Origin of the sequence: Thiomicrospira microaerophila, assembly GCF_000934765.1 — a bacterium.
GTDB classification, from domain to species: domain Bacteria; phylum Pseudomonadota; class Gammaproteobacteria; order Thiomicrospirales; family Thiomicrospiraceae; genus Thiomicrospira; species Thiomicrospira microaerophila.
The window spans coordinates 91625-117706 of record NZ_JYNN01000004.1 but is presented as its reverse complement, the minus strand read 5'-3'; the positions used below and the strand labels follow the sequence as shown (position 1 = coordinate 117706).

Annotated in this window: 28 protein-coding genes; 7 read left to right on the top strand and 21 right to left on the bottom strand. The window is 49.5% G+C overall.

Annotated elements, in window-relative coordinates; genetic code table 11:
• From gspN to NA59_RS03265, 21 genes are all read right to left on the bottom strand, one after another.
• Positions 1–789 carry a type II secretion system protein N gene (gene gspN / locus NA59_RS03370; protein ID WP_044407936.1) on the bottom strand — a complete coding sequence of 263 codons (789 nt, stop codon included), beginning with the start codon at positions 787–789 and terminating at the stop codon, positions 1–3.
• A 52-nt stretch (positions 790–841) separates the two neighbouring features.
• Positions 842–1354: a type II secretion system protein GspM gene (gene gspM, locus NA59_RS14205; protein ID WP_052501433.1), complete on the bottom strand. Its 513-nt coding sequence runs from the start codon at positions 1352–1354 to the stop codon at positions 842–844.
• Positions 1338–2444: a type II secretion system protein GspL gene (gene gspL, locus NA59_RS03360; protein WP_044407933.1), complete on the bottom strand. Its 1107-nt coding sequence runs from the start codon at positions 2442–2444 to the stop codon at positions 1338–1340. The genes gspM and gspL overlap by 17 nt, the downstream gene beginning before the upstream one ends.
• The gene (gspK, locus tag NA59_RS03355; RefSeq protein WP_044407930.1) at positions 2428–3444 is read right to left on the bottom strand and encodes a type II secretion system minor pseudopilin GspK; all 1017 of its coding nucleotides are present in this window, start codon (positions 3442–3444) and stop codon (positions 2428–2430) included. The genes gspL and gspK overlap by 17 nt, the downstream gene beginning before the upstream one ends.
• The gene (gspJ, locus tag NA59_RS03350) at positions 3431–4045 is read right to left on the bottom strand and encodes a type II secretion system minor pseudopilin GspJ (protein WP_052501432.1); all 615 of its coding nucleotides are present in this window, start codon (positions 4043–4045) and stop codon (positions 3431–3433) included. Before gspJ ends, gspK begins: the two co-directional genes overlap by 14 nt.
• Positions 4042–4449: a type II secretion system minor pseudopilin GspI gene (gspI, locus tag NA59_RS14200; RefSeq protein WP_052501431.1), complete on the bottom strand. Its 408-nt coding sequence runs from the start codon at positions 4447–4449 to the stop codon at positions 4042–4044. Before gspI ends, gspJ begins: the two co-directional genes overlap by 4 nt.
• Positions 4433–4894: a type II secretion system protein gene (locus NA59_RS03340; protein WP_044407927.1), complete on the bottom strand. Its 462-nt coding sequence runs from the start codon at positions 4892–4894 to the stop codon at positions 4433–4435. Before NA59_RS03340 ends, gspI begins: the two co-directional genes overlap by 17 nt.
• A 2-nt stretch (positions 4895–4896) precedes the next feature.
• The gene (gene gspG / locus NA59_RS03335; RefSeq protein ID WP_044407924.1) at positions 4897–5331 is read right to left on the bottom strand and encodes a type II secretion system major pseudopilin GspG; all 435 of its coding nucleotides are present in this window, start codon (positions 5329–5331) and stop codon (positions 4897–4899) included.
• Positions 5332–5676: 345 nt separating this feature from the next.
• Positions 5677–6909 (bottom strand): type II secretion system inner membrane protein GspF, encoded by a 1233-nt coding sequence (gene gspF, locus NA59_RS03330; protein WP_044407921.1) that lies wholly within the window; start codon positions 6907–6909, stop codon positions 5677–5679.
• Between the two features lie 69 nt (positions 6910–6978).
• Positions 6979–8424 (bottom strand): type II secretion system ATPase GspE, encoded by a 1446-nt coding sequence (gene gspE / locus NA59_RS03325; protein ID WP_044407918.1) that lies wholly within the window; start codon positions 8422–8424, stop codon positions 6979–6981.
• A gap of 3 nt (positions 8425–8427) precedes the next feature.
• Positions 8428–10521: a type II secretion system secretin GspD gene (gspD, locus tag NA59_RS03320; RefSeq protein ID WP_232504022.1), complete on the bottom strand. Its 2094-nt coding sequence runs from the start codon at positions 10519–10521 to the stop codon at positions 8428–8430.
• A gap of 31 nt (positions 10522–10552) precedes the next feature.
• The gene (locus tag NA59_RS03315) at positions 10553–11473 is read right to left on the bottom strand and encodes a type II secretion system protein N (RefSeq protein WP_044407915.1); all 921 of its coding nucleotides are present in this window, start codon (positions 11471–11473) and stop codon (positions 10553–10555) included.
• A gap of 388 nt (positions 11474–11861) precedes the next feature.
• A complete protein-coding gene (locus tag NA59_RS03305; RefSeq protein WP_044407908.1) occupies positions 11862–13319 on the bottom strand; it encodes an exonuclease domain-containing protein in 1458 nt (485 codons plus the stop codon).
• Positions 13309–13791 (bottom strand): DUF3429 domain-containing protein, encoded by a 483-nt coding sequence (locus NA59_RS03300; protein ID WP_044407905.1) that lies wholly within the window; start codon positions 13789–13791, stop codon positions 13309–13311. The genes NA59_RS03305 and NA59_RS03300 overlap by 11 nt, the downstream gene beginning before the upstream one ends.
• Before the next feature lie 9 nt (positions 13792–13800).
• Positions 13801–14250 carry a hypothetical protein gene (locus NA59_RS03295; protein WP_044407902.1) on the bottom strand — a complete coding sequence of 150 codons (450 nt, stop codon included), beginning with the start codon at positions 14248–14250 and terminating at the stop codon, positions 13801–13803.
• Positions 14247–15053, bottom strand: a complete 807-nt coding sequence (locus NA59_RS03290; protein WP_044407899.1) for an FAD-binding domain-containing protein — start codon at positions 15051–15053, stop codon at positions 14247–14249. Before NA59_RS03290 ends, NA59_RS03295 begins: the two co-directional genes overlap by 4 nt.
• A 5-nt stretch (positions 15054–15058) precedes the next feature.
• On the bottom strand, positions 15059–15307 hold the full coding sequence (locus NA59_RS03285) for a TIGR03643 family protein (protein ID WP_044407896.1): 249 nt from the start codon (positions 15305–15307) through the stop codon (positions 15059–15061).
• 160 nt (positions 15308–15467) lie between these two features.
• Entirely contained in the window at positions 15468–17105 is a 1638-nt protein-coding gene (locus NA59_RS03280) for a sensor domain-containing diguanylate cyclase (protein ID WP_044407893.1), read from the bottom strand.
• 31 nt (positions 17106–17136) lie between these two features.
• Complete coding sequence (locus tag NA59_RS03275) at positions 17137–17805, bottom strand: DUF484 family protein (protein WP_044407890.1); 669 nt, start codon at positions 17803–17805, stop codon at positions 17137–17139.
• Positions 17792–18631, bottom strand: a complete 840-nt coding sequence (gene dapF / locus NA59_RS03270) for a diaminopimelate epimerase (protein WP_044407887.1) — start codon at positions 18629–18631, stop codon at positions 17792–17794. Before dapF ends, NA59_RS03275 begins: the two co-directional genes overlap by 14 nt.
• Positions 18632–18688: 57 nt before the next feature.
• Positions 18689–20302 (bottom strand): NAD(P)/FAD-dependent oxidoreductase, encoded by a 1614-nt coding sequence (locus NA59_RS03265; protein ID WP_044407884.1) that lies wholly within the window; start codon positions 20300–20302, stop codon positions 18689–18691.
• Positions 20303–20656: 354 nt separating this feature from the next.
• On the opposite strand from NA59_RS03265, the gene fdxA reads away from it, so the two are divergent.
• The 7 genes from fdxA (at position 20657) to ubiB (ending at position 26082) form a co-directional block, all read left to right on the top strand.
• Entirely contained in the window at positions 20657–20983 is a 327-nt protein-coding gene (fdxA, locus tag NA59_RS03260) for a ferredoxin FdxA (RefSeq protein ID WP_044407881.1), read from the top strand.
• A 369-nt stretch (positions 20984–21352) separates the two neighbouring features.
• The gene (gene hslU / locus NA59_RS03255; protein WP_269763823.1) at positions 21353–22681 is read left to right on the top strand and encodes an ATP-dependent protease ATPase subunit HslU; all 1329 of its coding nucleotides are present in this window, start codon (positions 21353–21355) and stop codon (positions 22679–22681) included.
• Between the two features lie 42 nt (positions 22682–22723).
• Positions 22724–23002, top strand: coding sequence for a DUF2442 domain-containing protein (locus NA59_RS03250; RefSeq protein ID WP_044407875.1), 279 nt, complete (start codon positions 22724–22726; stop codon positions 23000–23002).
• Between the two features lie 3 nt (positions 23003–23005).
• Positions 23006–23389 carry a gamma-butyrobetaine hydroxylase family protein gene (locus NA59_RS03245; RefSeq protein WP_044407872.1) on the top strand — a complete coding sequence of 128 codons (384 nt, stop codon included), beginning with the start codon at positions 23006–23008 and terminating at the stop codon, positions 23387–23389.
• Positions 23386–24156 carry a bifunctional demethylmenaquinone methyltransferase/2-methoxy-6-polyprenyl-1,4-benzoquinol methylase UbiE gene (ubiE, locus tag NA59_RS03240; RefSeq protein WP_044407870.1) on the top strand — a complete coding sequence of 257 codons (771 nt, stop codon included), beginning with the start codon at positions 23386–23388 and terminating at the stop codon, positions 24154–24156. The genes NA59_RS03245 and ubiE overlap by 4 nt, the downstream gene beginning before the upstream one ends.
• A complete protein-coding gene (locus NA59_RS03235) occupies positions 24156–24437 on the top strand; it encodes a hypothetical protein (RefSeq protein ID WP_052501429.1) in 282 nt (93 codons plus the stop codon). The genes ubiE and NA59_RS03235 overlap by 1 nt, the downstream gene beginning before the upstream one ends.
• Positions 24438–24456: 19 nt before the next feature.
• Positions 24457–26082, top strand: coding sequence for a ubiquinone biosynthesis regulatory protein kinase UbiB (gene ubiB, locus NA59_RS03230; protein ID WP_044407868.1), 1626 nt, complete (start codon positions 24457–24459; stop codon positions 26080–26082).

Genomic DNA, 26082 nt, shown 5'->3' with positions numbered 1-26082 from the left:
CTACCATTGCCCCCGCATTTCGGCGCGGGCTTGAGTGGGGGAAATTTGTTGCATCGTCATCAGCGCCCAGTCAGGGAAGCGATTGGGCTGTTGGGTGGTGAGTTCAAATTGGTTATCAAATTGATTTGGCGGATTTAAACGACTGGTGCCTTGCAATTGCCAACCGTCTTGCTCGGCATTGATTTGCAGCGCAATGGTTTTCTCTTGCATCAGGGCTTCAATGTTCAATTGTTCAATCTGCGCTCCCATCAGGTTTAAATCTGTAACAATCACGCGCCCTGATGCGTCTTCTAACCAGGCCTGGTTATAGTCCATTTTAATCATCAGATCACGTAGATGAAGCTGGCCTGTTAAACCTCGCAACAAAAACTGTTGCTCGGCAAAGGGTGCGGCTAGCCTTGCGATATCCAGTTGCCCCTGCGGAATATGCAACCTAAGTTGCGCGGGCGTCGCAACAAGCCGCAGGTCGAGCTGATCTTGCCCATGACGTAGTTGCATCTCCATCGGCAGTGATTGTTTGATCGCCCCCAACACCAGGTCTGAGGGCTTTAACTGCCAGCTTAATTCCCCTCCTAATTTTTCAGCTAACTGCTCAAAGCCCGCGCCCTGATAGGCCATCGCCACCTGCCCTTGCCAAAGCGTGCCTTTGGGTTGCGTCACACGCAACTCAGCTGGAATCTGGTCGCCAAATTGGGTTAACACATAACTCACCGGAACCTGACTGACAAAGCCCGCCATGAACACCAGCAACAGCAACATAGCGCCACTTATCCAACGCACCAACTTCATGATAATAAGCTCACGACAATAACCTCATGGTAATAACTCCACGACAACAATCTCACGATGCCAGCCTAAAGTTCAATGTGACTTTCACCCGCCCTTGACTCACTGGCTCAACTTGTAAGCGCTCTGGAGTTAAACCCTGTTGCTCAAGGCGGCCCAACCATTGAAAAAATCGCGGCGCATCCACCTGATTAAACATCACCTGCACCCCATTCGGTGCAGGGCGAATGGTCTCCATTTGATTAATCAGGTTCTGGCTTCGTAGCGTTTGCTGGATATGCGCAAGCAGTTGCGACTGGGTTTGCAGCGTTGGTGCATCGTCAGCACGCTGCCCCTGCGCCTGCTGAATCGCCGGAATTTGTTGATTAAGCCACTGCCACTGCTGTTCAGCTATCGCTAAACGCTGCTGCGCTTGCTGTTGCTGGGCCACTAAAGGTTGCCAACCAAAGCGATAGACCAACAAAACCAACAACGCTACCACTAATAGCTGCAACAACATCCGCTCTCGCGCCGCCAATCCTTGCCAGCGTGCGGCAAGCTGTTGACCTAACTCAGTTTGCATCAACATGTAATACGCCCTCCACGGCGGAGCCTGTTAAGCTTTGAATTTGTAATCGCGCATTCAAACCCACGGGCAAATCGGCTTTTACTTTTGCCAATAATTGATCTAGCTGCTCTGTGGTACGCCCTATAAGCTGTAAACTAAAACGCTGGTTTTGCCAATCCATTCGCCCAGGTTTTATCGCATTTTGCGCCAGCAAATGGGGCTCGATAAGGCTTAATAATTCAACCGGCGCAAGCGATGCCGCCGACTGACCGGACTGGTTTAAAAATGACTGGGTTTGCACTTGGATATTCACAATCCGCTGGGTTTGCGGAAACAACTGACGAAACAGGGTTTCGGTTTGCTGCTGATAGGCTTGGGCTTGTTGCAAGGTTTGCTCGGTCTGCCAATGGGTTTGCACCCCGACTAACAACAACCAAATCGCCGCCAGCCCAGCTGGCCAGCGCCAAGCACGCGATGCCGCCGATGATTTAGCTTGTGGCGAGAACTCACCTTGGCGCAAATTCACTTTACGCAACAGGCTTAAGGGCGTGTCGGCTGGCGTGATTTGCCTGACCTGTTCAATCTTAATGTCGGGTTGTTGTGCTTTGACTAAGGCAAACCAATTGGCCCAAACCCCATTCGCCATGCTAGCGCCGCGCAATTCACCGCTACGCAACAACAGGCTATCGGCCTCAATCATCGAAGGGGCGCTGATCCAGTTATTATCGGTGCTATTATCGGTGTTATTATCCGTTTTATCATCGGCTTGTTTCGCTTGCGTGGCTAGCGCAAAACACTCCGCCACCAACCAGGCCTGGGTTAAACCCTGTTTTTCAAGCTCCGCCAACCAGGCCTGCATCTGCGCTCTAGCCACCACCGCCACTTGCGTCAAGCCTTGTTTATCGCGCTCAAGCGCGATCAGATGCACTTCTTCCAGCGGTTGCGCCAATTGTTCTTCGAGCGCATAAGGCAAGGCTTCTTGCCATTGGCTGCGCGATTTACCCGGCACAAACACCTGCAAAATGCTCACCCAACGACTCGGCACCCAAATCACCTTCGGCGCGGGTTCGTTCAGGTGAAGCTGTCCGTTTACATCAAAATAACTCATCATCCGCTAAGGCGATCCATCGTTGAAGCAGGTTAACCTGCTGTTGTTGTCGATAATATAAGGCACGGGCATTGAGTTGCGCCACACCATACTCCACCGTACCATTCAATTGAAAAAATTCAGTTTGCACACTAATCAAACTATCCGGTAAGGCCTGATTAATCTCCTCAAGTTCGCGCCCCGTATTTTGTTGCACAAATTGTCGAAACGCCGCCACATCCTGCGCTGGTTCCTCTAAACGCATTTCGCGCCAGACCTCAACCAAGGTCGCATCCATAAACTCCGCGAGCCCTTGTAACACCGCGGGTTCAGCGGTATTGATATTGATCGGCGTGATTTTTGGCAATACACTCAACCAAGGCGCGACCAACGCAAACTGCTCGGCATCCATGCCTTCTAGCAACCGCGCTTCTTCTAGCACCACCATCCTTCTGTTGGCGGCGCGATAAGCCGGCGTGCGCAACAAATAGGTATCGGATTCCGCGCCACCCGCTATCGGATTATTATCCGCATCCAGCCAATCAATCAGCGGCGCAACCCAATCGGTAGGCAGGTTTTGTTGACGCAGCATACGCTCTAACACCCCACGCCATTGTGCTTGTTTTTCAGCATCCGGCTCGATCAGATTATTCAGGTTAAAACGCGCCTGCATGTCAAACAGCTGACCCCCAATGTCGCCACCCTCAAAACTCATCGGAAACATCGGCTGTGCCCAGAGTTCGCCTAAATGATCCACCTGATTTTGACTGGCATCAAACGCTAGACCTTTTTTTACCCAAGCATCGACACCCGCCGCCACCGCAATCGCTTGACTCTGATTCAACATATAAGCACTGCGCTGAATATCCAACCGCTGCTGATACTGAATCCCACTGGCAATCACCGCCACCAAGGCGACCACAATCAGCACGGTTAAAAGCGCAAAGCCCTGCTGATGGCTCTGCTTGTTCTGCTTAGCCTGCATAGTTCGCATAGCCGGCTTGATCAGTTTAAGGCGCGTCATTAACCCGCATCCCATCAACACCTGGCAACAAGCGCCGCACTTTACCAACCTTCTTTAAATCAAGCTCAATTTCAACCAGGCCTGGTAGGTCTTCCAACGGCTGACCGGGTTGTGGCCAAAAATCAAACCAAAATTGATTAGCATCTAATAAGCGAACATCCATCGCTTCAACATCCTTTAACAACACCTGGCGACGCGGCAGGCTATCCGGCGCGCGGTCCAATACCGACCAGCTCAAACGCAACAATTGATTGTCCTCTAGCAGATAGCGTACTCGCACCAAGCCCCCCGATGAATAAGGAGTTGGATAGAGCGCAATCCGCGTAAACTCAAGCTGACCAGGGCTCAACTGCATCGCCGGCAAGCTTGAACCGAGTTCATCCAACACCGGACGCGGTGCCATTTGCATCACATCTTGCTCCAGCCACCAAACCGCCCGCTGCAGCTGACTCAGCTGTTGTTGTTGCTGACTGTGCGATTCACTGATACGCACTGCAGCATCAATACTCTGATAGGCCAAAATCGCAATCACCGCTGACACCGCGATCGCAATCAGTAACTCAATTAATGTAAAACCTGCTTGCTTGCTAATGGCGCTCACTCGCCCACCACCGTCACCAAACGGGCGGCAGAATGACGGCTATCTTTAAGCTTGACCTCTAGGGTTGCGCGCATCATGCCGGGAATCGCGGTACTATCCAGTGTCAAGTCCGTTTGCCAGGTTACTCCGACCATCTCAACGTCGATTTGTTTTTCAATCTCGCTGCCCAGACTATGTTGTAACTCAATCAAGCGATTTTGTGCCACCCAACTACCATACAGACGCTCGCTCAAACCACTTTGTTGCTGGGTCATCACCGCCAGCGTTTGGCTAAGTGCCGCCAGCGCCACCGCCACAATCAGCACCGCGACCATCACCTCAATCAGCGTAAACCCGCTCTGCCGTGCTGTTTTAAATGTCGATTGCGCCCCCACGCTAGCGCCCAAATTAGTGGTCAAATTCAAAATACAATCCCTCGTCCCAGCGCAGGGTTTGCGCGCCGTCAGTGCGAGATAACCCAATCTCGCCCTCCGAAACCAATCCACTCGGCCAGCACATCCAACCCGGCTCAGGCAATTGCCAGCGTTCTTGCAGTAACGCATCGAGCTGCCAACGGGGCTTGGTGTCTTGTGGCCAATTCACCTTATTCATTTTCGCCGCTAACCATTCACCCTGCTCACGCACAAACGCCTCAAGCCCCTGTTCGGTCACCGCGACCAGATAGATTTTTTGATTAAACGCCGCCTGATCACACGCGGTTTGCAATAAGCCTTGAATCTGCGCCCAATGCTGGCGGTGCTGTTGGTTATCACGTCCGCCCAACGACATTACACCCGCCGCAAGAATAATGGCGACAATCGCCACCACCACCATTAACTCAATCAGGGTAAAGCCGCGTTGCGAGCGCAAGTCTATTTCGTCCAATTTCCAATGGTGGCATCGGCCCCCTCGCCACCCTGTACACCATTGGCACCATAGGTAAATACATCAAATTCGCCATGCTGACCTGGGCTTAAATACAAATACTCGCGTCCCCAAGGATCTTGCGGCAAACGCTCCATATAGGGTTTCCAATTACGGGGTACTGGCTCGCCGGTCGGTTTAGTCACCAACGCCTCTAGGCCCTGGTCGGTCGTCGGATAGCGAAAATTATCCAGACGATAAAGCTGTAAAGCCGATGAAATCGCACTGATATCCTGCTTGGCCTTCACCGCCCGCGCCTCATCCGGCCGATCCATCAACATCGGCATCGCAATCGCCGCCAAGATCGCCAAAATCACCACCACAACCATCAACTCAATCAACGTAAAACCACCCTGCTTACGCGTCGCTCTCAACTGCTGCATACTTGCCTCACTATCATTAAAATTTAAAATTAAAACTCGTTTGCACTATAACCTCATTACCATGCTGTGCGTCACTGCCATTGAGTTAAGCAAAAAACCGTCATTGCGAGGAACACAGCGACGCGGCAATCTCTCAAGATTACACGCAGTCTGCAAGAGATTGCCACGGCCTTCCGCCTCGCAATGACGCAACTTCTCTCGTTCTCACTACTCCTAACATATGCCGTCATGCCGGACTCGATCCGGCATCTCAAGCAGAGCACTAGTCTTCAACAAGGTTACACCTCAAAAGATTCCGGCCTCAGCCGGAATGACAGAAAAATCTGTTGATTTAATCGCACCTTGTTACCCCATCATTTGGTTCATTTCAAAGATCGGCAACATAATGGCGAGTACAATCGTTAATACCACGCCGCCCATGGTGATGATAAGCAGGGGTTCGAGCACGCTGACTAAGGTTGCCGAGCTGGTTTCCACATGATATTCATAATGGCTGGCGCCCTTGAGTAGCATCGCATCAAGCTGACCCGAACTTTCACCGGTTTGCACAAGGTTCAACAAGAGTGCAGGGAAAATACGCGCCTGTTGCATCGCTTGACCGAGCGACTGCCCCTTGCGCACATCCTCCTCCAGCTGCAATACTTTTTGGCGAAGCGGCAAATGGCTCATCACCTGCGAAGAAATGTGCAGCGCCGATTTTACCGGCACCCCGCTCGCCACCAACACCCCCAGCGTACGCGACCATTTCGCCACCGCGCCATAAATTAAAAACTTGCCCAACACCGGTGTGCGCAATAACACACTGTGCCAACGATAAAGCCATTTATCATTACGCATCAAAAACTTAAAAAACACCACAAATCCAACCAGGCCTGCCAGCATCGCCAGCGAATGCGCCTGCACAAACTCACTGGTAGACAACAAGCCCTGGGTCAAGGGTGGTAAGGATTGGCTCATGTTATCAAAGACACTCACCACCTTCGGCACCACATACACCATCAAAAAGAACACAATCGCAATGGCCACTACCACCATCAACATCGGATAGATTAACGCGCTTTGTACCTTTTTACGCAAACGCTCCTGCTGTTCAATCGTGTCCGACAAACGCGACAACACCGCTTCGAGATGCCCCGACTCCTCGCCGGCGTGAATCGTCGCCATATAATCTTGCGGCACTTTATAAGGTGACTGATTCAAGGCTTGTGCCAGCGAATAACCTTGAGAAACTTTACTATGCAAACTGGTCAAAAAACGCTGCATCAACCGGGTTTCGGCTTGGCTGGCAACGCCCTGCAAAGCTTGAGTCAGCGGCATGCCCGCTTCCAATAAGGTCGCAATCTGCCGCGTAGCCAAGGATAAATCGGCAATCGAAATGGCGCGTTTCAACCAGGCCTGGTTGTGCTGGCTGTTATTTGCCTTGTTTTTGCTGGCGGCCTTATCTACCGCTTTCAGCGCTAATGGCGTCAGCCCTTTATCACGTAAGGCCTGGCGCACTTGGCGTTCAGAATCGCCTTCCAACAAGCCTTTTTCATTTTTCCCTTGGGCGCTCAGTGCTTTGTATTCAAACACCGCCATACTAAATCATCATTCCTGAACTCAACATTCCTAAGCCATTCATTCCTAAGCCATTCATCCCTAAGCCGATCATCCCTGGGTCACGCGTAATACTTCTTCTAAACTGGTTTCGCCGGCCAACACCCGTGCAAAACTGGTTTGTTGCAACGAAGGGGTGTGCTGACGGACATAACGTTCAATATCCAACTCCGAACCGCCGCCATGAATCATCTGTTGCACCTGTTCATCAATTAACACCAACTCATAAATCCCCAAGCGTCCTTGGTAGCCTGTGTGATTACACTGCTCACAGCCTTCGGCGCGATAAATCTGTGTCTGCTCAACGCCTAATAATTTAGATTCAGCCTGATCGGCAAGGTGCAGCTGTTTACAATGCGGACACAAGCGGCGCACTAAGCGCTGGGCCAACACGCCCGTGACGCTCGAGGCCAATAAAAACGGCTCAATCCCCATATCACGCAAACGCGTAATCGCGCCAACGGCGGTATTAGTATGCAAAGTGGATAACACCAAATGGCCGGTCAACGACGACTGTACCGCGATTTCAGCGGTTTCTAAATCACGAATTTCACCAATCATCACCACATCCGGGTCTTGGCGTAAAATCGCGCGAAGACCTTTGGCGAAAGTCATATTCGCCTTGGTATTGACCTGGGTTTGGCTAATGCCATCAATATTGTATTCCACCGGATCTTCAATCGTCATGATATTGCGGTGGTTATCGTTCAGCCTTGAAAGCCCCGCATAAAGCGTAGTGGTTTTACCCGAGCCAGTAGGCCCCGTCACCAAAAAGATACCATGCGGACGCGCGAGCAGTGTTTGAATCGTTTGCAATACGGGCGCGGGCATCCCCAAATCACTTAGATCCAGCAAGCCGGCGCTCTTATCCAGCAAGCGCATCACCACCCGCTCGCCATAGTTCGAAGGAATCGTCGATACCCGCAAATCAACCGCACGCCCACCTAGCTTGAGAGCAATGCGCCCATCCTGTGGCAAACGCTTTTCCGCAATGTCGAGTTTCGCCATGACTTTAATCCGCGACACTAACATCCCCGCCAGGCCTGGCTTAGGTGTCAGCATGGTTTTTAACTGACCATCTATCCGGAAACGTACCCGCAATTGGGTTTCAAACGGCTCGATGTGAATATCCGACGCACCCGCACGAATCGCCTGAGAAAACACCGCATTAAGTAATTTAATAATCGGCGCATCATCTTGGCTGTCGAGCAGGTCTTGGGTTTCAGCCACTTCGGCCATCACAGCGGATAAGTCATCGGTTTCAAAATCATCCATCCCATCCATCGAGGTTTGCGCACCCTGCGCATACAGACGCTGCAAGTGGCGCTCAAACTCGGCTTCACTCACCACCACCAACCCAAAAGACTGATTAATCAAACGCTGCGCTTCCAGCACGGCTTCAGGGCGGGTGGTCGCGGTCACCAAAAGCTGCAGACCGGTGTCGACCTTCTCTAACACCACCGCATTTTTTCGCGCAAACAAGAAGGGCAATAACATCGTCTAAAACCCAAGCATTTCGAGTGAAGCATCGCGGCGACGCTCAGCATCGGTGCGCATATCTTTGGCCTTTTCCATCGGCGGCTGCGCTTCAATCTGCGGTGCTTGGCCCTTGTCTAGCGAGGTCGCCAAGCCCTGATCCAACTGCTCCAGTGTAGGCATTTGTGGGCGCAAGCCCTCTAACAGGATACTGCCATCCTCTTCCAACAAACGATCTTGCTGCGTTTGAATATGACGGTATTTTTTACGACTATAGTAATTACCCATTTCTTGATCCCGCACAATCACCGGGCGCAAGAAAATCATCAAATTAACCTTTTCACGATTACTGCTTTGGAAACGAAACAAATGCCCTACACCCGGAATACTACCTAAGCCAGGTACCCGCGCGTTGGTATCGGTTTCGCGTTCACTTAACAAACCGCCAAGTACAATCGTATCGCCATCACCGACGATCACACTGGTTTTAAGCGTGCGTTTAGAGGTTTGCAACAAATCCGCCACACTACCCGGAATAACATCCGAAATCTCGTTTTCAATATCCAGATAGACCTCATTGCCCTGGTTAATTTGTGGGCGCACCTTCAGCTTTAAACCCACACTTTTACGCTCTACCGTCGTAAACGGATTCGCATTACCTGTGGTGGTATAACTACCTGTACGGAAAGGCACTTCGCGCCCGACAACTATCTCGGCTTCCTCGTTATCCAGCGTTAATAGGGTCGGTGTTGACAAAATATTCGCCCCACTATCACTGCGCAAGGCGGTGATTAACGCACCCCAGCCACTGCGTGTTGAACCACCGCCAACCGCCCCTGTTACACCACGCCCTGTCACGCTATCTGGCAAAGCGGTCACATTCCCTGATGCGCCTGCCGCTAACACCCCGGTTAAATTGCCGCTTAAATTAAACAAGCCCGCACCGCTTGAACCAATCGCCGCCCAGTCAACACCCAATTGTGCCGCGCGCTCTTCAGTAAGCTCAACAATAATCGCCTCAATCAACACCTGTGCACGGCGAATATCTAACTGCTTAATCACCGAGCGCAACGCCACCACCACTTCAGGAGGCGCGCTTAATATCACCGCATTCATCCGCTCATCGGCCTGAATCGAAATCCGATCCTGCATCGACTTAGCCGCGTTTTGTGTTCGCACTCGTGGCGTTGCCGCTTCCGCACCGCCAGCGCCACTCGCACCGCCTTCAGCCTGCGAACTCTCTATCAACGACTGATTGGTCGCCAATTGTTGCAATAAAGGCACCAAGTCCTTGGCCTTGGCATACTGTAAATACACCACCTGCACCCGTCCATCCTGCGCCACCGGCACGTCCAATTCCGCGATTAGTGCGCGCATCGCTAAACGCGCATTCAAATCACCGGTTAAAATAATGCGGTTTGAACGCTCATCAAAACTAATTCTTGTCCCAATCGGCGACTGGGCCGAACCTGTGCCCTGTACGGCTTTCAGGGTTTTCACCAACTCTTCTGCGGGTGCAAACTGCGGGCGAATGACTTCAAACTCCGCATGACTATTAATATCCACCTGCTTCAAAATCGCTTTAATCCGTTCTAAACCATCAACCGTATCGGTCACAATCAAACGATTACTTTCCGCCATCGCCACCAAGTGACCCTCACGCGCCACCAAGGGCCGCAAAATCGCTACCAGCTTGCTCGCCTCCACATTTTCAACCTCAATCACCTCCGTAACCCAAGCCTCGCCACGATCCTGCGCCCGAATATAAGGCAACTGATCCCGCGCCAAATTAGCCGGAATAATCTTGGTTACCTCACCACTAGGCACCGCCACAAAACCATGAACATTGAGTATCGCCAACAAGGTTTGATATAACGCATCGCCCGACATAGGTTTCGGTGCAATCAAGGTCACCTTGCCACGCACACGGGGGTCAATAATGAAATTTTCGCCTGTCACCTTGGCGACCGCCTCAATCACATTGCTGATTTCCACGTCTTTAAAATTTTGTTGAATTTCTGCCGCTTGAACCCGCCAAAACGCCATGGTTACCACCAGGCCTACTAATGCCACCGCACGGATGAGTTGTGTTGCTTGTATTGTTTGTGTTTTAAACACGCTAGATTTCTCCAAAAACATTAACCATCACTTACTGGCTTAAATCAACCTCAATGGTTTCTTCCAACCCATTGCGATTCACCACCAAACTAAAACGACTTTCCTGTAAAAAACGATTCCATACCGCGGGATTCTGCGCCATCTCAGCCACACTTAATCCATTAATTGAGGTGACCAAATCCCCCTCACGGAAACCTAATGCACCAAAAATCTCAGGGTGATTGCGTGCACCAATCCGAATCCCCAACCACGCATCGCGTTCGCGCAACGGCTCAAACCGGACATATTGACCGATACGCATTGGATTTTCACGCACCTCACGGCTCACTGACTGTAATTGTTGTGCTTGCTCAGGCGCTAACGCCGATTGCTGAGGCGTATAACCTGAGACAGGACTTTCAACTGGCGCTCGTTCTTTAGCCTGTGAAGTTTGTTCAGCCGCCACCATCAGACCCGCCGCCGCATCATCCATTGACAAGCGCTCGCGTTGCTGACGGTTTTGCAAAATCACAAAATCGCGCCCAATCTCCACTAAGGTTACATTGGATTGCAACAGCTCGCCCACTGACAACACCTTGGTATCGCGCCCTGCCTGAATAATCGCCACCCCAACCGGTTGGGCATTAATCACACCCAAAAGCTTCACATTCAAACGCGTATCACGAATCGGCTGCACGGGTGTAGGCGGCGGGGCAACCGGTCTGGGCTGAGGACGAGAGGCCGGCGCAGACGGCGGCACCTGCCCCCAGAGCGCGATGGGTGAAGACACAGGTTCGCGTTCCAACGCGACAGGCTTTAAATCAGGCAACACCGGCGCCGCTGGCTGCTCAAGCGTCTGCGCCAAGCCCCCCCCCAACTGCCACGCCATCACCAACAACAGCAAAAACGCCATCAATCCAGCTAAAGAACCGGACCAACGCGAAACCACTAACTCAGAAAAAGAAAAATTCAAAAAAGCTCCAAGCCAAAAAACAAACAAAAAATAAGTGGCAAATCATACCAAAAAAACCCCGTCATTGCGAGAACCGCAGCAGCGCGACGAGGGTGTCACCTATCAGCGCATCGACTTCATCTAGCAGTAGTACCCTGGGTTTGTTGGTGGTTTGGGCCCAAAGTTCCAACCCGGATGTTTTATAAATTCGCGTTTTTGAGCGATGAGAGATGCTATCTCTTCCCTGTCCACTCTTGAAAGTGGGTCGATATGGTAGTGATCCGTTTTTATGGTAGGTCCGGCGGTGTTAAAAAACTTCGGCATCTCGACGCTCTTTTTGCTTTCTTTGGCCAGTGATTATAGCTGAAAATGCATTTCTTGAAGACACTAAAGCCGATGTTAGTGTCGTTTAACGACTGGCTTTAGTCCGACAGGCGCCTAGTTGAATTATTTCTAACGCTTTCGCTGGCTTAAGCAGGAACTTGCACAGTATCTTATAACTATCCAGCTCAATTTGTAAGTTTGAGGGTCGGTTTTCCAGTAGGTCATCTAGTGCGCTTTGGTCGCTGGCGCTGCCTATCCAGCACCATTGGTCAATTAAGTGCCACTGCTCCCGTTCACCGTGCGTTTCTTTAACTAATAGCGCACCCGGCCAAGGCCAAACCTGTTGTTTCAGTGGCAACAACGCGCTAGCTAGACGCAGATTATAGGCCAGTGGGCTTTCTTCGCCGATACAAGGGCCTTTACAGCGTTTAAGCTGATAGGGAAAACACGCCCCTGAGGCTTTGCTTTCTAATCCGGTTAACCGCTGACAGAGATTATGTTCCGCGACCCGTTTTTCCAATGCTTTAATAGCTTGTGCCTTGCTGCGATACAGCCCATAGCTGTCCTCTAAATCAGCGGCGCACAGTTTTTCAGTGCTGACCAGCTTTAGATTGTCATACCCCTGTTTGTCTTGAAAAACCTGAAAACGCCAGAGGCGGGTTAATTTTTTAAGCTGACGATTATATTTTGGGCTTAACTCTTTGACTAACTTAGACTCCAACAACTGCGCACCGAGATCACCCGCGCATTCAATCCAGTCCAGATGATACAATTCTTGCGCAATCTGTAAATCTTTCGCCAAGGCTTGGCCCTGGGTGAAATGGCTCAGAATCCTTGTGCGCAACGTCACGGATTTACCCACATAGATCACCGAACCATACTGATTGTAAAACCGATAGACGCCTGGTGTATCGGGGCAATCTTGCATTACCGCTGGGTCAAGATTGGCGGGTAAACTATAGGTTTTAAGCTGGGTTTTGCATTGGGCGATCAGCGCATCGGCTCCCTTGTGGTGCAAGGCTTTTTGCAGAAACTGCCATACCACTTCTGCATCCCCCATCGCTCGATGGCGTTGTTCACAATCCAAATCAAAACGTGCAATCAGTTGATCTAAGCCATGCCGCTTGTGCTCTGGATAGAGCGCGCGCGATAGTTTTACCGTGCACAGCACAGGTAGCTTAAAGTCTAGTCCGAGGCGCTTAAATGCCGCGTTAATAAAGCCATAATCAAATCTGGCATTGTGAGCCACAAAAATTTTGTTGTGCAACTTAGCCGCTAAGCTGTCCGCGATGTCGGCAAAACGCGGCGCATCGACCACCATCGCATTACTAATGCCAGTAAACTCGGTAATCCAAGGCGGTATCGAGCGCGAGGGCTTGAGCAAGGTCTGAAACCGCTCCACCACCTCGCCTTCACACACATGAATCAGCGCGATTTCTGTGATTTCATCCACATGCAGTTTACCACCGGTGGTTTCAATATCGACAAATACCCAGTTATCCAGCCCCGCCTCCGTCAGCTTAGTAAAGGGATTATCCAACATACCACCCCGCCAGACTTAAACTCAGGATAGCGACCAAGCTTGCCTGCCAGCGCAAACGCCAAAACCAAGGCTTGGCTTGCGGCAAACTGAGCCAGCGCCAGTCCAACACGAGCATCACACCAAAGCCAAGCGCCAAGCCCCAAAAACTAAAAGGACTCAACGAACTCAAAGCCCATAACCAGATACACCAAGCCCAAAGCGCGATCACATTCGACATCAAGAGCAAACGCCCTGCTAGCCTAGCCTGCTCTGGTCTGGCCTGATCTGGTGCCGCCATCTTGCTCAAGGCCACGCCCCAATGAATACCCGCGATAAAACTGAGTATCACCAGTGCATACCCTAATAAAGCCTGTTGAATATCAAACGGCATCAGGTTTGCCAAGGGCGCCATCTGTAAGCTAGCCAATGCGCCATAAATAAAGGGCAAGGTACCTAAATAGGTCAAGATCTGCGCAAGACGAATCGGTGACATGATGACTCCTTATCGAACACGTTGGTGGGTGGTGGTTAGTTTTTCACCTAACAAGGGTTTTTCAACCTGCTTCCAATACTGAAAAAACCGTTTGGCTGGTTTCAATAAATCCCTGTCAACCAGGCCTGGTTGCGCCATGCAGGTTAAATGAGGAATTTTCAATTGCACATCGACAATCAACTGATTTAACACCGGATCGTTCGCGCTAAAAGTAATAACCTGTTCAAAGCCATGTTGTTCGACTAACGCCGTTAAGCCTGATGCCGTGGGTGCTTGATAGATTTCCGCCCCCTGCTGCGCCAAATCAACCAGCGTTTCAAAAATAAAAAACAGCCGTTTTGCCGACCAGGCCTGGTTGTTAAAATAAGCTTGATCCCAAATATACACCCAACGATCCGCTGGCTGACAATCGGCTGGCTTAGCCAGGCATTCATCGTGTAACCAAAATAAGCGACTCACCCATTCGCCTCCGAAGTAAGATAAGGAAAAAGCTGCTCCGCTAGCGCTTCATAGCTGGCATCAAACAGCGCATTCGTCGGGTGATCGCAATCGAGCGTCTCGCCGGCAAAACGGCGCAGATTATCAAGATTAAAGATATAGGGTTTCGCGCTGAACGTTGACGCCACCCACTGCCAAGAGTAGTTATTTGAGGCGATGTCCCCGTCTAACAAATGCACCAAAAACCAGCGCGCGCCTACCTGCCAAGCGACACGGCGCCAATGCACGACATAGCTGGCTAAATACAAACGCGCATGATTATGCAAATAGCCTTGGGTGAGTAATTGGTCTATCAGTTGATCAATCAGCTTGATCCCCGTTTGTCCCAGCGCAATATCCTCAGGCAGTGCTTGGGCATAATCCTTAGCGCTAAATCCTGTCTTGTAAGTTTCCGCGTCCTGCCAAACCTGCGTGGGGCGGGCCGAATGCATCTGATGAAAATAATCGCGCCAGGCTAGCTGCTGAATAAAACGCGCGCGGACCGACGCCGGATACTGCTGCGCCAGCGTGCCATTTAAATCTGCAACCGATAGCAAACCATGACGAATATAGGGTGACAGCCTAGATACATGACCGGTTAAATAATTGCGATCACGGCTATAGGCTTCGAGGTTTAATTGGCTGATACGCGTCAACGCGTTGGACATTCCGCCCTGCATCTCGCTCAACGGCGCGCTATCCGATGGCATCAAAAGAGAAAAATAGTCGATCATCGCTTGCCGATTTTCAAATTGGCTAGTGAGCGTTTGCAGACAAGATGCCATTCGAATCACCGATGCTTGTATTGTGTAGGACAGTAACCACGCGATACCGCCGGGCTTCGCAAGGCTAGGTGTTTGGTTTTGCGCCCGCTCACCCGCGCGCGCCATGCACGAAAGCTTCCCGGCTTAAGCGCTCGGCGCATCAACTTAATCACTTGAGATTCATTTAAACCGTAATTGGTTTGAATCGCCTCAAACGGCGTGCGATCTTCCCAAGCCATCTCAATCACACGATCTAGCGCTTGTGGTTCTAACATTTGAATATTCCTATACAAAACCAATATAAGAATATTACAACAAAACAATAAAAATTGAAATGCTATCTGGAAGATTAAGCCGAAACTTAAAAATCCATCAATGCCCGTCTAATGTCAGTTAAGACCAGCAATCGCAATCCCTCAACAGAAAAACTAGCCGCTATGAGGCGTGAAATACAACCCTGTTTTTACCTTGATTTTTTGCTTTATAAAGCGCCTGATCAGCCAGCAGCATGACGTGTTTAATATCTTGGTCATCAATAGGCCAAACCGCACCGCCAAAAGTTGCACCAATATGAATCTGAGCATCATCAATATGAAAAGGCTTATTTAAGTGCGCAATCATTCTCGCGCTCATTTCGCTCGCGCGTTTTACAGGGTCTGTCTGATCTTGCACAAGCAATACCACAAACTCATCGCCGCCTAAGCGTACCAATAAACTTTGATCCGATTGGCGCATATCATTGGAAAGTCGCTGAGCCACGGATTGAAGTAGCTTATCCCCTACATCATGCCCATAATTATCATTGACGAACTTAAACCTATCCAAATCCAAAAACAGCACCGTTAAGGTTTGCGAAGAATGATTTAAAAGCGGTAAGCTCTGCGCCAAAAACGCATTCATTGCATTACGGTTGGCCAGGCCTGTTAGAGGGTCCTTATGCGCAAGATCCTTCATTCGATCTCGACTGTGCTCAGCGTCAGTAAGTTGCGCCACTAAGGTATTCAAGGTATTCGACAAGACCTGTATTTCTTCATAACCTTTTAACTTGGGAATACACTTTTGTTTGGCATTAATCATATTTTGCGCGGCAAGCGTAATTTGTTCCAATGGGTGCGCGATGCGTCCCGCCAATATCCAAACAATCACCAGCACCATAAAGCCAAACACACTGCCAATTAACCAGATCAGATTCAATAACTGCCTAGTTGGCTGATAGGCGTCGTCCAAGTCTTGCCTTAAAAGAATCGTCCAACCCAAACCCGGATAATCTTGATAACCTATAGATTGAATGAACCCGGTTAAATATTGCTTACCATCCAGCCAAGTCTCAATCGCATAGTCACTTTTATCTTGCCGTGATTCATCTACGACCTGCAGGTGAAGCGCTCGACCAAGATAATTTTCTGGGCCAATCAAAACCACATTATCTCGACGACTCACTACGAACATTTCTATGTTTTTACGCTGATAGAGCGGCACAAAAAGTGCATCCATGATTTCTTGAATCCATTCAATACTCAAGTGTGCCGCTAGCACACCCACTAACTGCTGGTTATCATCATAAATAGGATAGCTAATATCAATAAACCTGATGGGATCACTCGGCGAATCGGGTGCATCATTATCAAGCATCACCGTGTCATGTACATCGCCAAAATAACGCGCCCTTGTGGCCTGGTTAAAGACGGGGCGATGGGCCATATTTGTACCCAATAAAACATTTGAGGTTGCTGCGAGCACTTTACCCTGAGGACTTAACAAACCAACCCACGAAAAAGCAGGAATCGTCTCCTGCAAATTATCAAGCAACGCCTGAACCTGCGACATATCGCTAGGCGATTGAAACACATCCAAACTATGAACCACTGACAATTCTGCCGACCTAGACCACATGTAACGATCCAAGGTGTCACTCATTAAATAGGTGGTCTCTACCAGATTCATGCCGATTTCATTTTTCAGATAATCGCTCGCCTTGAACCAAATAACAGCGCTCAGCACAAATGTAAAGACCAGCAATATCAGGCTGACACTTACAACCAACTGCGTTCTAAACTGATTTAATACAGCCATTTTACTTCACCTTTACAATAGAAAAATGGGATCAATCAAACAACCGGTTCAAACGCGCGGTGATCAGTTCGGCCATGACCTTGAGAAAATAGGTACCCAATTCGGGGTGGAAGCGGTCGGTGGTGCTGCCGAGAGCCAGTACTCCCCAAACACGCTCGCCGCCCAGTGGTAAACAACAGACAGAATGCACATCGTTTGCGCCATGAAACAGGCCGGATTTCCATTTCTGCTCAATCAAACCACACACAGGTTTGCCCGGCTGAAGGGTTTCGCGCAGGGTTTTAACCCAGTCTTGGCGCACGCCGAGTTGGCTTAATCCTTTTAACCCCTGGCTCGGCACTTCCCATGAAACGAGTGTCATGTACTCGACCTTAAACACTTCATCCATTTGCGAATACAGCACATCCACCGCTTGCTGATCCGTCACCGCCGCCATCATCAAACGGCTTAATTGTTGAATTTTTTGCAACAGTAATCCATTGTCGCCGGCAATCGAGACCAAGGAGTCAACCTCCTCTTTCAATTTGTCACGTTGCTCACGCAACTGCCAGACCTGGCGCTCTAACAAGGATACCGCTTTGCCATTTGAGGGGTGCGGAATACTAAGTTTATCCAATAGGTTCGGGAACACATGAAAAAACTGCGGATTTTTTGAAAGATAATCCGCTACATGCTCCGCATGAATATCAGTTTGATTCATTCAACACCCCTTCAAATACGCTCGCCACTGGTCCAATCATCCACAAGGGCGAATCGTGACCACCCGACCAACGGATAACCAAATCGCCACCGGGCAAAGATACCGTCACCTGCTCATCCACCTTAGCCCACAAACGCAGTACCGCCATCGCGGCACAAGCTCCGGTGCCGCAAGCTTGGGTTTCTCCTGCACCACGCTCAAACACCCGCAAACGAATATGGTTAGACGCGATGATTTGCGCAAACCCCACATTCACCCGCTCAGGAAAACGCGAATGGGATTCGATAGCCGCCCCCAGGGTTTTAACCGGTGCTTGATCTAAATCATCCACTAATAAAACCGCATGCGGATTGCCCATCGACACCGCGCCGATTGACCAGGCCTGGTTATCAACCTCAAGCGCATAACTCGCAGCTCGCTGTTCAGCAATAAAAGGCAACGCACGAGGTTCAAAACGCGGCACCCCCATATTCACCCGCACCTGCCCATCATCTTCCAAATAAAGCACAATGAGTCCAGACGCGGTTTCAACCGGAATTTCATCCTTCTGAGTCAGCCCCTTGTCATACACAAAACGCGCAAAACAACGTGCCCCGTTACCGCACTGTTGCACCTCTGAACCATCGGCATTAAAAATACGATATCGAAAATCAGCCTGCGCGGTTTGGGGTTTCTCGACCACCAACAATTGATCAAACCCGATGCCAGTATGGCGGTTCGCCCATTGTTTGACTTGTTCGGGTTGGAAATCAATGGTTTGCGAGATCGCGTCCACCACCATAAAATCATTGCCCAAACCATGCATTTTAGTAAACTTTAACGCCATAAAACCTCTCAAAATTCAACCAGGCCTGGTTGTAAAATTAGCCAAAATTTCAATATATTAGGATTTAATCCGTTTATTCATCGCCAACGCCATGGCCTCGGCTACCCGAATACCATCAATCGCCGCCGACATGATACCGCCCGCATAACCCGCGCCTTCGCCAGCGGGATACAAGCCTTGAGTATTGACGCTCTGATAATCCTCACCGCGCTTGATCGACACGGGCGACGAAGTTCGCGTTTCAACACCCGTTAACATCGCATCATGCAAAGCAAAACCACTAATTTTGCTATTAAACGCCGGAATCGCTTCTAAAATCGCTTCACGGCAATAGTCCGGCAAAATCTGGCTTAAATCGGTGAGCTTCACACCGGGCTTGTAGGAAGGTTCGACCTTGCCAAGATGTGCGGAAGACTGCCCCGCCAGATAATCACCGACCAATTGAGCAGGTGCATCATAATTCTCACCACCCAACACATAGGCCGCACTTTCTAATTGACGCTGTAGCTCAATCCCCGCCAATGGGCTGTCATTTGGAAAATCGCTCGGATCAATCCCCACCACTATCGCACTGTTGGCATTGCGTTCGTTGCGCGAATACTGGCTCATGCCATTGGTCACCACCCGTTTTTCCTCGGAGGTCGCGGCCACCACCGTTCCCCCAGGGCACATACAAAAGCTGTACACCGAACGCCCATTTTTACAGTGGTGTACCAACTTATAATCCGCCGCACCCAAAATCGGATTGCCGGCATTTTTACCAAACAACACCTCATCAATGGCGGATTGATTATGCTCTATTCGAAAGCCAATTGAAAAGGACTTGGGTTCGATATAAACTCCACGCTTATGCAGCATTTCAAACGTATCACGCGCACTATGCCCGGCGGCTAATGCAATAAACCTCGATTGAATCTGCGACCCATCGGCCAGAGTGAGCCCTGTAACCTGACCCTGCTCAATCTGCAAATCATCCAGTCGCGCATTAAAGCGAATCTCGCCGCCCAGCTCAATAATTTTGGCACGCATTTTTTCAACCATCCCCACCAGCTTATAGGTGCCAATGTGCGGCTTGCTAACATACAAAATTTCGGCCGGTGCGCCAGCGGCCACAAATTCATGCATCACCTTGCGGCCATAATGTTTTTTATCGTTAACCTGTGTCCACAACTTGCCATCTGAAAACGTACCCGCGCCGCCCTCACCAAATTGCACATTCGACTCGGTATTCAAGCTACGACTACGCCAAAAGCCAAAGGTATCCTTGGTACGCTCGCGCACCGCCTTTCCGCGCTCCAATACAATCGGTTTATACCCCATCTCCGCCAGCACGAGTGCCACAAAAATACCACAAGGTCCAAAACCAACCACAACCGGACGCTCAGCCAGGTTTTCAGGCGCTTTGGCGACATAGTGATAACGCATATCCGGCGTTGGCCGCACATTTTGATTGTCACTATGTTTTGCTAACCAGTCTGCCTCGTTCTCGACATCCACATCAATCGTATACAACAGCATGATATTGTTTTTACTGCGCGCATCGAAGCCACGCCTAAACACGGTGAAATCTTTCAGATGCTTTTTCTGCATCCCTAAGCTGGCTAAAACCGCCAATTCAAGTTCGGGCTCAAGATGATTTAAAGGCAGTTTTACATTAGTGATACGAATCATGGGGCGTCCAAAAAGTAGATAATAAATAAACACTATAACGTTCATCGCGTTTTATAATTGGCGCGAATTCAGGGCAAATGCATCTTAACCCGTCATTGCGAGGCGCACAGCGACGCGGCAATCTCTCAAGGGCATACGCCATCTGCAAGAGATTGCCACGGCCTTTGGCCTCGCAATGACGTGTGATTTTTTTTGTATTATTTAAATGCGATTGCCCTGGCTCGCATTGAACGTGTAAAACGCACTCAACGCACTTGCAATTAGCAACACATTCAGTAGTATAGTTGCACTCAAAAATAGTCTGTTAAACTCTAAATTTTAACAGAAACCGCCCAAGAATGGACTAGAAACAATATGGCATTTGTAGTAACTGAAAATTGCATTCAATGTAAATACACCGATTGCGTCGCCGTTTGCCCGGTTGATGCTTTTCATGAAGGGCCTAATTTTTTAGTCATTAACCCCGCCGTGTGTATTGATTGCGACCTATGCCCAGCCGAATGTCCAGCGAACGCGATTTTTCAGGAGGATGCACTACCTGAAGGCATGCAACATTACCGCGAACTCAATCACGAGCTCGCACAGATTTGGCCCGTTATCGATCAGGTGATCCCGCCACTTAACGAGGCCGATAAATGGGATGGCGTTGCTAACAAAGAGGCTTATTTAATCATTGAATGAGACTTTTCGCTCTGTCGAAATTTTAAACCGTCTACTCTTGCCGCCCACCCTCACTCCCCCGTCACCCTGCGCGAAGTCGCAGGATGACGGGAGAGTAAAAGAATCGGTCATTGCGAGGCCGAAGGCCGTGGCAATCTCTTGCAGACGGCGTGCGCCCTTGAGAGATTGCCGCGTCGCTGCGCGCCTCGCAATGACGGTTTTTTTCTTAACTTAATGGCCGTGACGCACAGCGTGAGAACGCTTGCTGTGATAATCTAGCCGTCACTTTCGACGACAGCCCCCTCAATGACAGCCTCCTTAATTTTAGCTAAAGCAAGCGCAGGGCTTTTGCTTTATAATGCTTGCAATTACATTACTTAAAAAGGTTTTATACTTCACATGATGACGCCAAAAGAAATTGTTCACGAACTTGATAAACACATTATTGGTCAAGCGGATGCTAAAAAAGCGGTCGCGGTCGCGCTGCGTAATCGCTGGCGCCGGATGCAGCTCAGCGCTGATTTGCGCCCCGAAGTCACGCCAAAAAATATTTTAATGATTGGCCCTACCGGTGTCGGTAAAACCGAAATTGCGCGTCGTTTGGCCAAGCTAGCGAATGCGCCGTTTATAAAAATTGAAGCCACCAAGTTTACCGAAGTGGGCTATGTGGGGCGTGATGTGGACTCCATAATCCGAGATTTGGTGGATAATGCGGTCAAAATGCAGCGCGAACAAGCGATAAAAACCGTCAAAAATAAAGCGGAAGACGCGGCTGAAAACCGTATTTTAGACATTCTATTACCGCCAGCACGCGGCCGTGAAGAAGAAAGCCATGAAGCCATGGCTGACACACGTCAGAAATTCCGCAAAAAACTGCGTGAAGGTCAGTTGGACGATAAAGAAATTGAACTGGATTTAAAAGTCGCACCGGCGCATGTTGAAATTATGGCACCGCCTGGCATGGAAGACATGACCTCTCAATTACAAGACATGTTTCAGTCTTTAGGCAGCAGCAAAAAACAAATGCGCAAACTGCCGATTAAAAAAGCCTTTAAACTTCTAGTCGATGAAGAGGCCCATAAACTCATCAACGATGACGACCTAAAATCACAGGCCGTTGAAAATGTGGAACAAAACGGTATCGTATTTATTGATGAAATCGACAAGGTCGCTAAACGCTCTGGCGCGACCGGTGGCGATGTATCACGTGAAGGGGTTCAGCGTGATTTACTGCCCTTGATTGAAGGCAGCACCATCTCAACCAAATACGGCATGATTAAAACTGACCATATTTTGTTTATCGCGTCGGGCGCGTTTCATATGAGCAAACCCTCAGACCTGATTGCCGAACTACAAGGCCGTTTGCCTATTCGCGTGGAGCTCAAATCCTTGCGCGTTGAAGATTTTGTTCGCATCCTGACCGAGCCTAAAGCCGCCCTCACCACCCAAGCCACGGCTTTAATGAACACCGAAGGCGTTGAGGTAAGTTTTACTGAAGATGGTATTCAACGTCTGGCCGAGATTGCTTATCAAGTCAACGAAGGCACCGAAAACATTGGCGCTCGTCGCCTACATACCGTGATGGAGCGTTTACTTGAAGAGGTGTCGTTTAACGCCCCAGACCAAGCAGGCGAAAAAATTGTTGTCGATCAAGCCTTTGTCAACGAACGCCTCGGCGCACTCGCCAAAGACCAAGACCTATCGCAGTATATTTTGTAACCACAAGTCTGTTAAATGCATCCATATAGAGAGTCGAGTTAAATGATATCGCCAATCGAAATAAACAGGGTAGACTATATAACTGAATATCGGTTAAGACTTTATTTTTCTGATGGCAAGGTGCAAGATGTTGATTTTAAAAACTTCATCAACCACTCCACCAACCCGCAAATAGCCAAGTACAAAAATTTAGACCTATTTAAATCCTTTCAGTTAACCTACGGCGATTTAGAGTGGAATGATTTTGACCTGTGCTTTCCGATTGCAGACCTGTATGAAAACAACATTGATAAATCAACCCAACACCACAGAGCCGCTTAAATTATGCCCCTACCGCTAGACATTAAACTACAGCAAACCTCGCGCAAGATTTTGATTTCGTTTGATAGTGGCGAGGATTTTGAATACAGCTGTGAATTTTTGCGGGTGTATTCGCAATCCGCCGAGGTCACCGGGCATGCACCGGGTCAAGAGGTATTGCAAGTCGGCAAACAAGACGTCGGTATTGATAACATTTCCCCAGTGGGTAACTATGCTATTCGCCTGCATTTTAACGATGGTCATGACAGTGGTATTTACACCTGGGAACGTCTTTATGATCTTGGCATCAACTACCAGGCCTATTGGGTCGATTATTTACGCCGCCTAATGCGTGCCGGGCATAGCCATCCAGCCTTAAGCCAATTACAAAAGGAGTCCGGCAAATGAGCCAGTCATCAGCATTTAATTCAACCCGACAAACCATTGATTTTGGCTTTTCCGAAGTGCCACTCGAAGAAAAGGTCAAAAAAGTAAAAGGTGTGTTTGACTCTGTCGCGCAAAAATACGATGTAATGAATGATGTGATGTCGCTCGGCATCCACCGTCTATGGAAACGCCAAACCATTGAACTAGCCGGTGTGCGTGAAGGCATGCAGGTATTAGATCTTGCAGGTGGCACCGGCGATCTAACCAAAGCCTTTGCTAAACGCGTTGGGCGCTCAGGCAAGGTGGTGTTAGCCGACATCAATGAAAGCATGGTACGTGTAGGTCGTGATCGCTTACTCGATGAAGGCGTCGGTGCGCAGGTTGACTATACAATCGCTAATGCTGAAGCCCTCGCCTTCCCTGACAACCATTTTGATGTGGTGACTATGGCATTTGGTTTACGTAACGTCACCCACAAAGACAAGGCGCTAGCAGAAATTGCACGCGTTCTTAAACCCGGTGGACAGGCATTAATTTTAGAGTTTTCGAAGGTCCATCAACCCCTTCTCGCCAAAGCCTATGATTTTTATTCGTTTAACATTCTACCCAAAATGGGCAAAGTCATCGCCAATGATGAGGCCAGTTACCAATACCTTGCCGAATCGATTCGCATGCACCCTGATCAAGACACCCTCAAACAAATGATGCTTGATGCGGGCTTTGATAAGGCGAGCTACATGAATATGAACGAAGGCATCGTCGCCTTGCATCGCGGATGGAAATTCTAATGAATGCACAAAATACAGAACATGACTGGGAAGAAGATCTATCAAAGATTGTGGGCGACCCGCTTGCCTTTCAAATTGGCTATCGCGTGCGCGCGTTTCAAGATCAAACACGTCAGCTAAAACAAGATGGCGAACAAATGCTCAGCGAATACCTGCGTTATGAACTCGACCTACTGCCCGCGCGCTCGGAAGTTGAAGGATTTAACCAAGCAGTGACAGAACTTGAAACACAGGTTGAGGCGTTAGAAGCGCGCCTCGACCAACTCACGCCCCCTAAATAAAATCGAAAAGATCTTTTATATGAACCCCATCAAACAAGTATTTCGTTTAGTAAAAATTAACCGTGTGATTACCCATTATCGGCTGGATGAAATGGTGTTAGCCAAGAGTAAATACAGCGCCCTGCTTTGGCTTAACCGCATTCTTCTGCCTTGGAACTGGCGCGCAACCCATCAAGGGAATCGCGGCTTGCGTTTGCGTTTAGCGCTGGAAGAACTTGGGCCTATTTTTATTAAACTCGGCCAAGCGCTTTCCACCCGCAAAGACCTATTGCCCGAAGACATCTCAGTCGAACTCACCAAACTGCAGGACGATTGCCCGCCGTTTGATGAAACCCATTCACGCCAGATTATTGAAAAAGGTCTCAAACGCTCGATCGAAGAAGCCTATGCCGAATTTGAAGCCACTCCGATGGCCTCCGCGTCCATGGCACAGGTGCATGCCGCCCGCTTGCATTCGGGTGAAGAGGTGGTGATAAAAGTCGTGCGCCCTGACATCAAGCCGGTGATTGAGCAAGACGTATCGATTATGTACAGCCTAGCGCGTTTGGTCGAACTGGCGGTTAAAGAAAGCCGTCGTTTACACCCTACCGAAGTTGTCGGCGAGTTTGAAAAGACCATTCTTGATGAAATGGACATGATGCGTGAAGCGGCGAATGCCACCCAGCTTAAACGCAATTTTGAAGGCTCTGACTTGCTCTATGTGCCTGAAATCTATTGGTCGCATACCAATGAACATGTGATGACGATGGAGCGTATTTATGGCACGCGGATTTCCGAAACCGAAAAGCTGGTTGAACAGGGTATTGACCTCACCGACCTCTCCGCCAAGGGGGTCACGATTTTCTTTACCCAAGTGTTCAAACATAACTTTTTTCATGCGGACATGCATCCGGGTAATATCTTTGTGCTGCCGGATGGCCGTTATGCCGCGATTGATTTTGGCATTATGGGCACCCTCACCCCCGAAGACCAGCGCTACCTAGCCGAAAACTTTTTGGCCTTCTTTAACCGAGATTACTTGCGTGTTTCTGAATTGCATATTGAATCCGAATGGGTACCACGTGATACGCGCGTCAACGAACTCGAATCCGCGATTCGTGCTGTGTGTGAACCGATTTGGGATAGACCACTGAAAGAAATTTCGTTTGGGCTGTTTTTAATGCGCCTATTTCAAACCGCGCGTCGTTTTGGCATGGAAGTTCAACCGCAGTTGGTGCTATTACAAAAAACCCTGTTGAATATCGAAGGCTTGGGGCGACAGTTAGATGATGAGCTAGACCTGTGGGATACTGCGAAGCCATTTTTAGAAGACTGGATGAAAGAACGTGTCGGTTTTAAAAGCTTAATTAAGAACACCAAACGCAACTTTCCCTTCTGGATTGAAAACGCCCCTCAGCTACCAGGCCTGGTGCATTCCGTGCTCAATAAAGCCGCTCATGGACAATTGGAACTGCACTCGGGACAGATTGCTCGGCTAGAAAAAGCACTCGAAAACCAAGCTCAACAACAACGCCGCCGTGCGATGGCGGTGGCGCTGGTACTCGTCGCGGTCTATCTAGAATTCCAATACGCAGGACAAGATTTAACCGGCTGGCTACAAGCAGGCCTGGTTGTGGTCGCGGGTTATTTATTGCTGAAAAAATAG

Coding starts and splice junctions, on each gene's coding strand:
- NA59_RS03275 (WP_044407890.1), bottom strand. CDS start 17,805: ATGAATCAAACTGATATTCATGCGGAGCATGTAGCGGATTATCTTTCA.
- gspL (WP_044407933.1), bottom strand. CDS start 2,444: ATGATGAGTTATTTTGATGTAAACGGACAGCTTCACCTGAACGAACCC.
- gspM (WP_052501433.1), bottom strand. CDS start 1,354: ATGTTGATGCAAACTGAGTTAGGTCAACAGCTTGCCGCACGCTGGCAA.
- gspF (WP_044407921.1), bottom strand. CDS start 6,909: ATGGCGGTGTTTGAATACAAAGCACTGAGCGCCCAAGGGAAAAATGAA.
- NA59_RS03300 (WP_044407905.1), bottom strand. CDS start 13,791: ATGTCACCGATTCGTCTTGCGCAGATCTTGACCTATTTAGGTACCTTG.
- gspK (WP_044407930.1), bottom strand. CDS start 3,444: ATGACGCGCCTTAAACTGATCAAGCCGGCTATGCGAACTATGCAGGCT.
- NA59_RS03285 (WP_044407896.1), bottom strand. CDS start 15,307: ATGTTAGAACCACAAGCGCTAGATCGTGTGATTGAGATGGCTTGGGAA.
- NA59_RS03250 (WP_044407875.1), top strand. CDS start 22,724: ATGATATCGCCAATCGAAATAAACAGGGTAGACTATATAACTGAATAT.
- ubiE (WP_044407870.1), top strand. CDS start 23,386: ATGAGCCAGTCATCAGCATTTAATTCAACCCGACAAACCATTGATTTT.
- NA59_RS03305 (WP_044407908.1), bottom strand. CDS start 13,319: ATGTTGGATAATCCCTTTACTAAGCTGACGGAGGCGGGGCTGGATAAC.
- NA59_RS03265 (WP_044407884.1), bottom strand. CDS start 20,302: ATGATTCGTATCACTAATGTAAAACTGCCTTTAAATCATCTTGAGCCC.
- dapF (WP_044407887.1), bottom strand. CDS start 18,631: ATGGCGTTAAAGTTTACTAAAATGCATGGTTTGGGCAATGATTTTATG.
- gspG (WP_044407924.1), bottom strand. CDS start 5,331: ATGCAGCAGTTGAGAGCGACGCGTAAGCAGGGTGGTTTTACGTTGATT.
- NA59_RS03245 (WP_044407872.1), top strand. CDS start 23,006: ATGCCCCTACCGCTAGACATTAAACTACAGCAAACCTCGCGCAAGATT.
- fdxA (WP_044407881.1), top strand. CDS start 20,657: ATGGCATTTGTAGTAACTGAAAATTGCATTCAATGTAAATACACCGAT.
- ubiB (WP_044407868.1), top strand. CDS start 24,457: ATGAACCCCATCAAACAAGTATTTCGTTTAGTAAAAATTAACCGTGTG.
- NA59_RS03280 (WP_044407893.1), bottom strand. CDS start 17,105: ATGGCTGTATTAAATCAGTTTAGAACGCAGTTGGTTGTAAGTGTCAGC.
- NA59_RS03235 (WP_052501429.1), top strand. CDS start 24,156: ATGAATGCACAAAATACAGAACATGACTGGGAAGAAGATCTATCAAAG.
- gspN (WP_044407936.1), bottom strand. CDS start 789: ATGAAGTTGGTGCGTTGGATAAGTGGCGCTATGTTGCTGTTGCTGGTG.
- gspE (WP_044407918.1), bottom strand. CDS start 8,424: ATGTTATTGCCCTTCTTGTTTGCGCGAAAAAATGCGGTGGTGTTAGAG.
- NA59_RS03290 (WP_044407899.1), bottom strand. CDS start 15,053: ATGGCATCTTGTCTGCAAACGCTCACTAGCCAATTTGAAAATCGGCAA.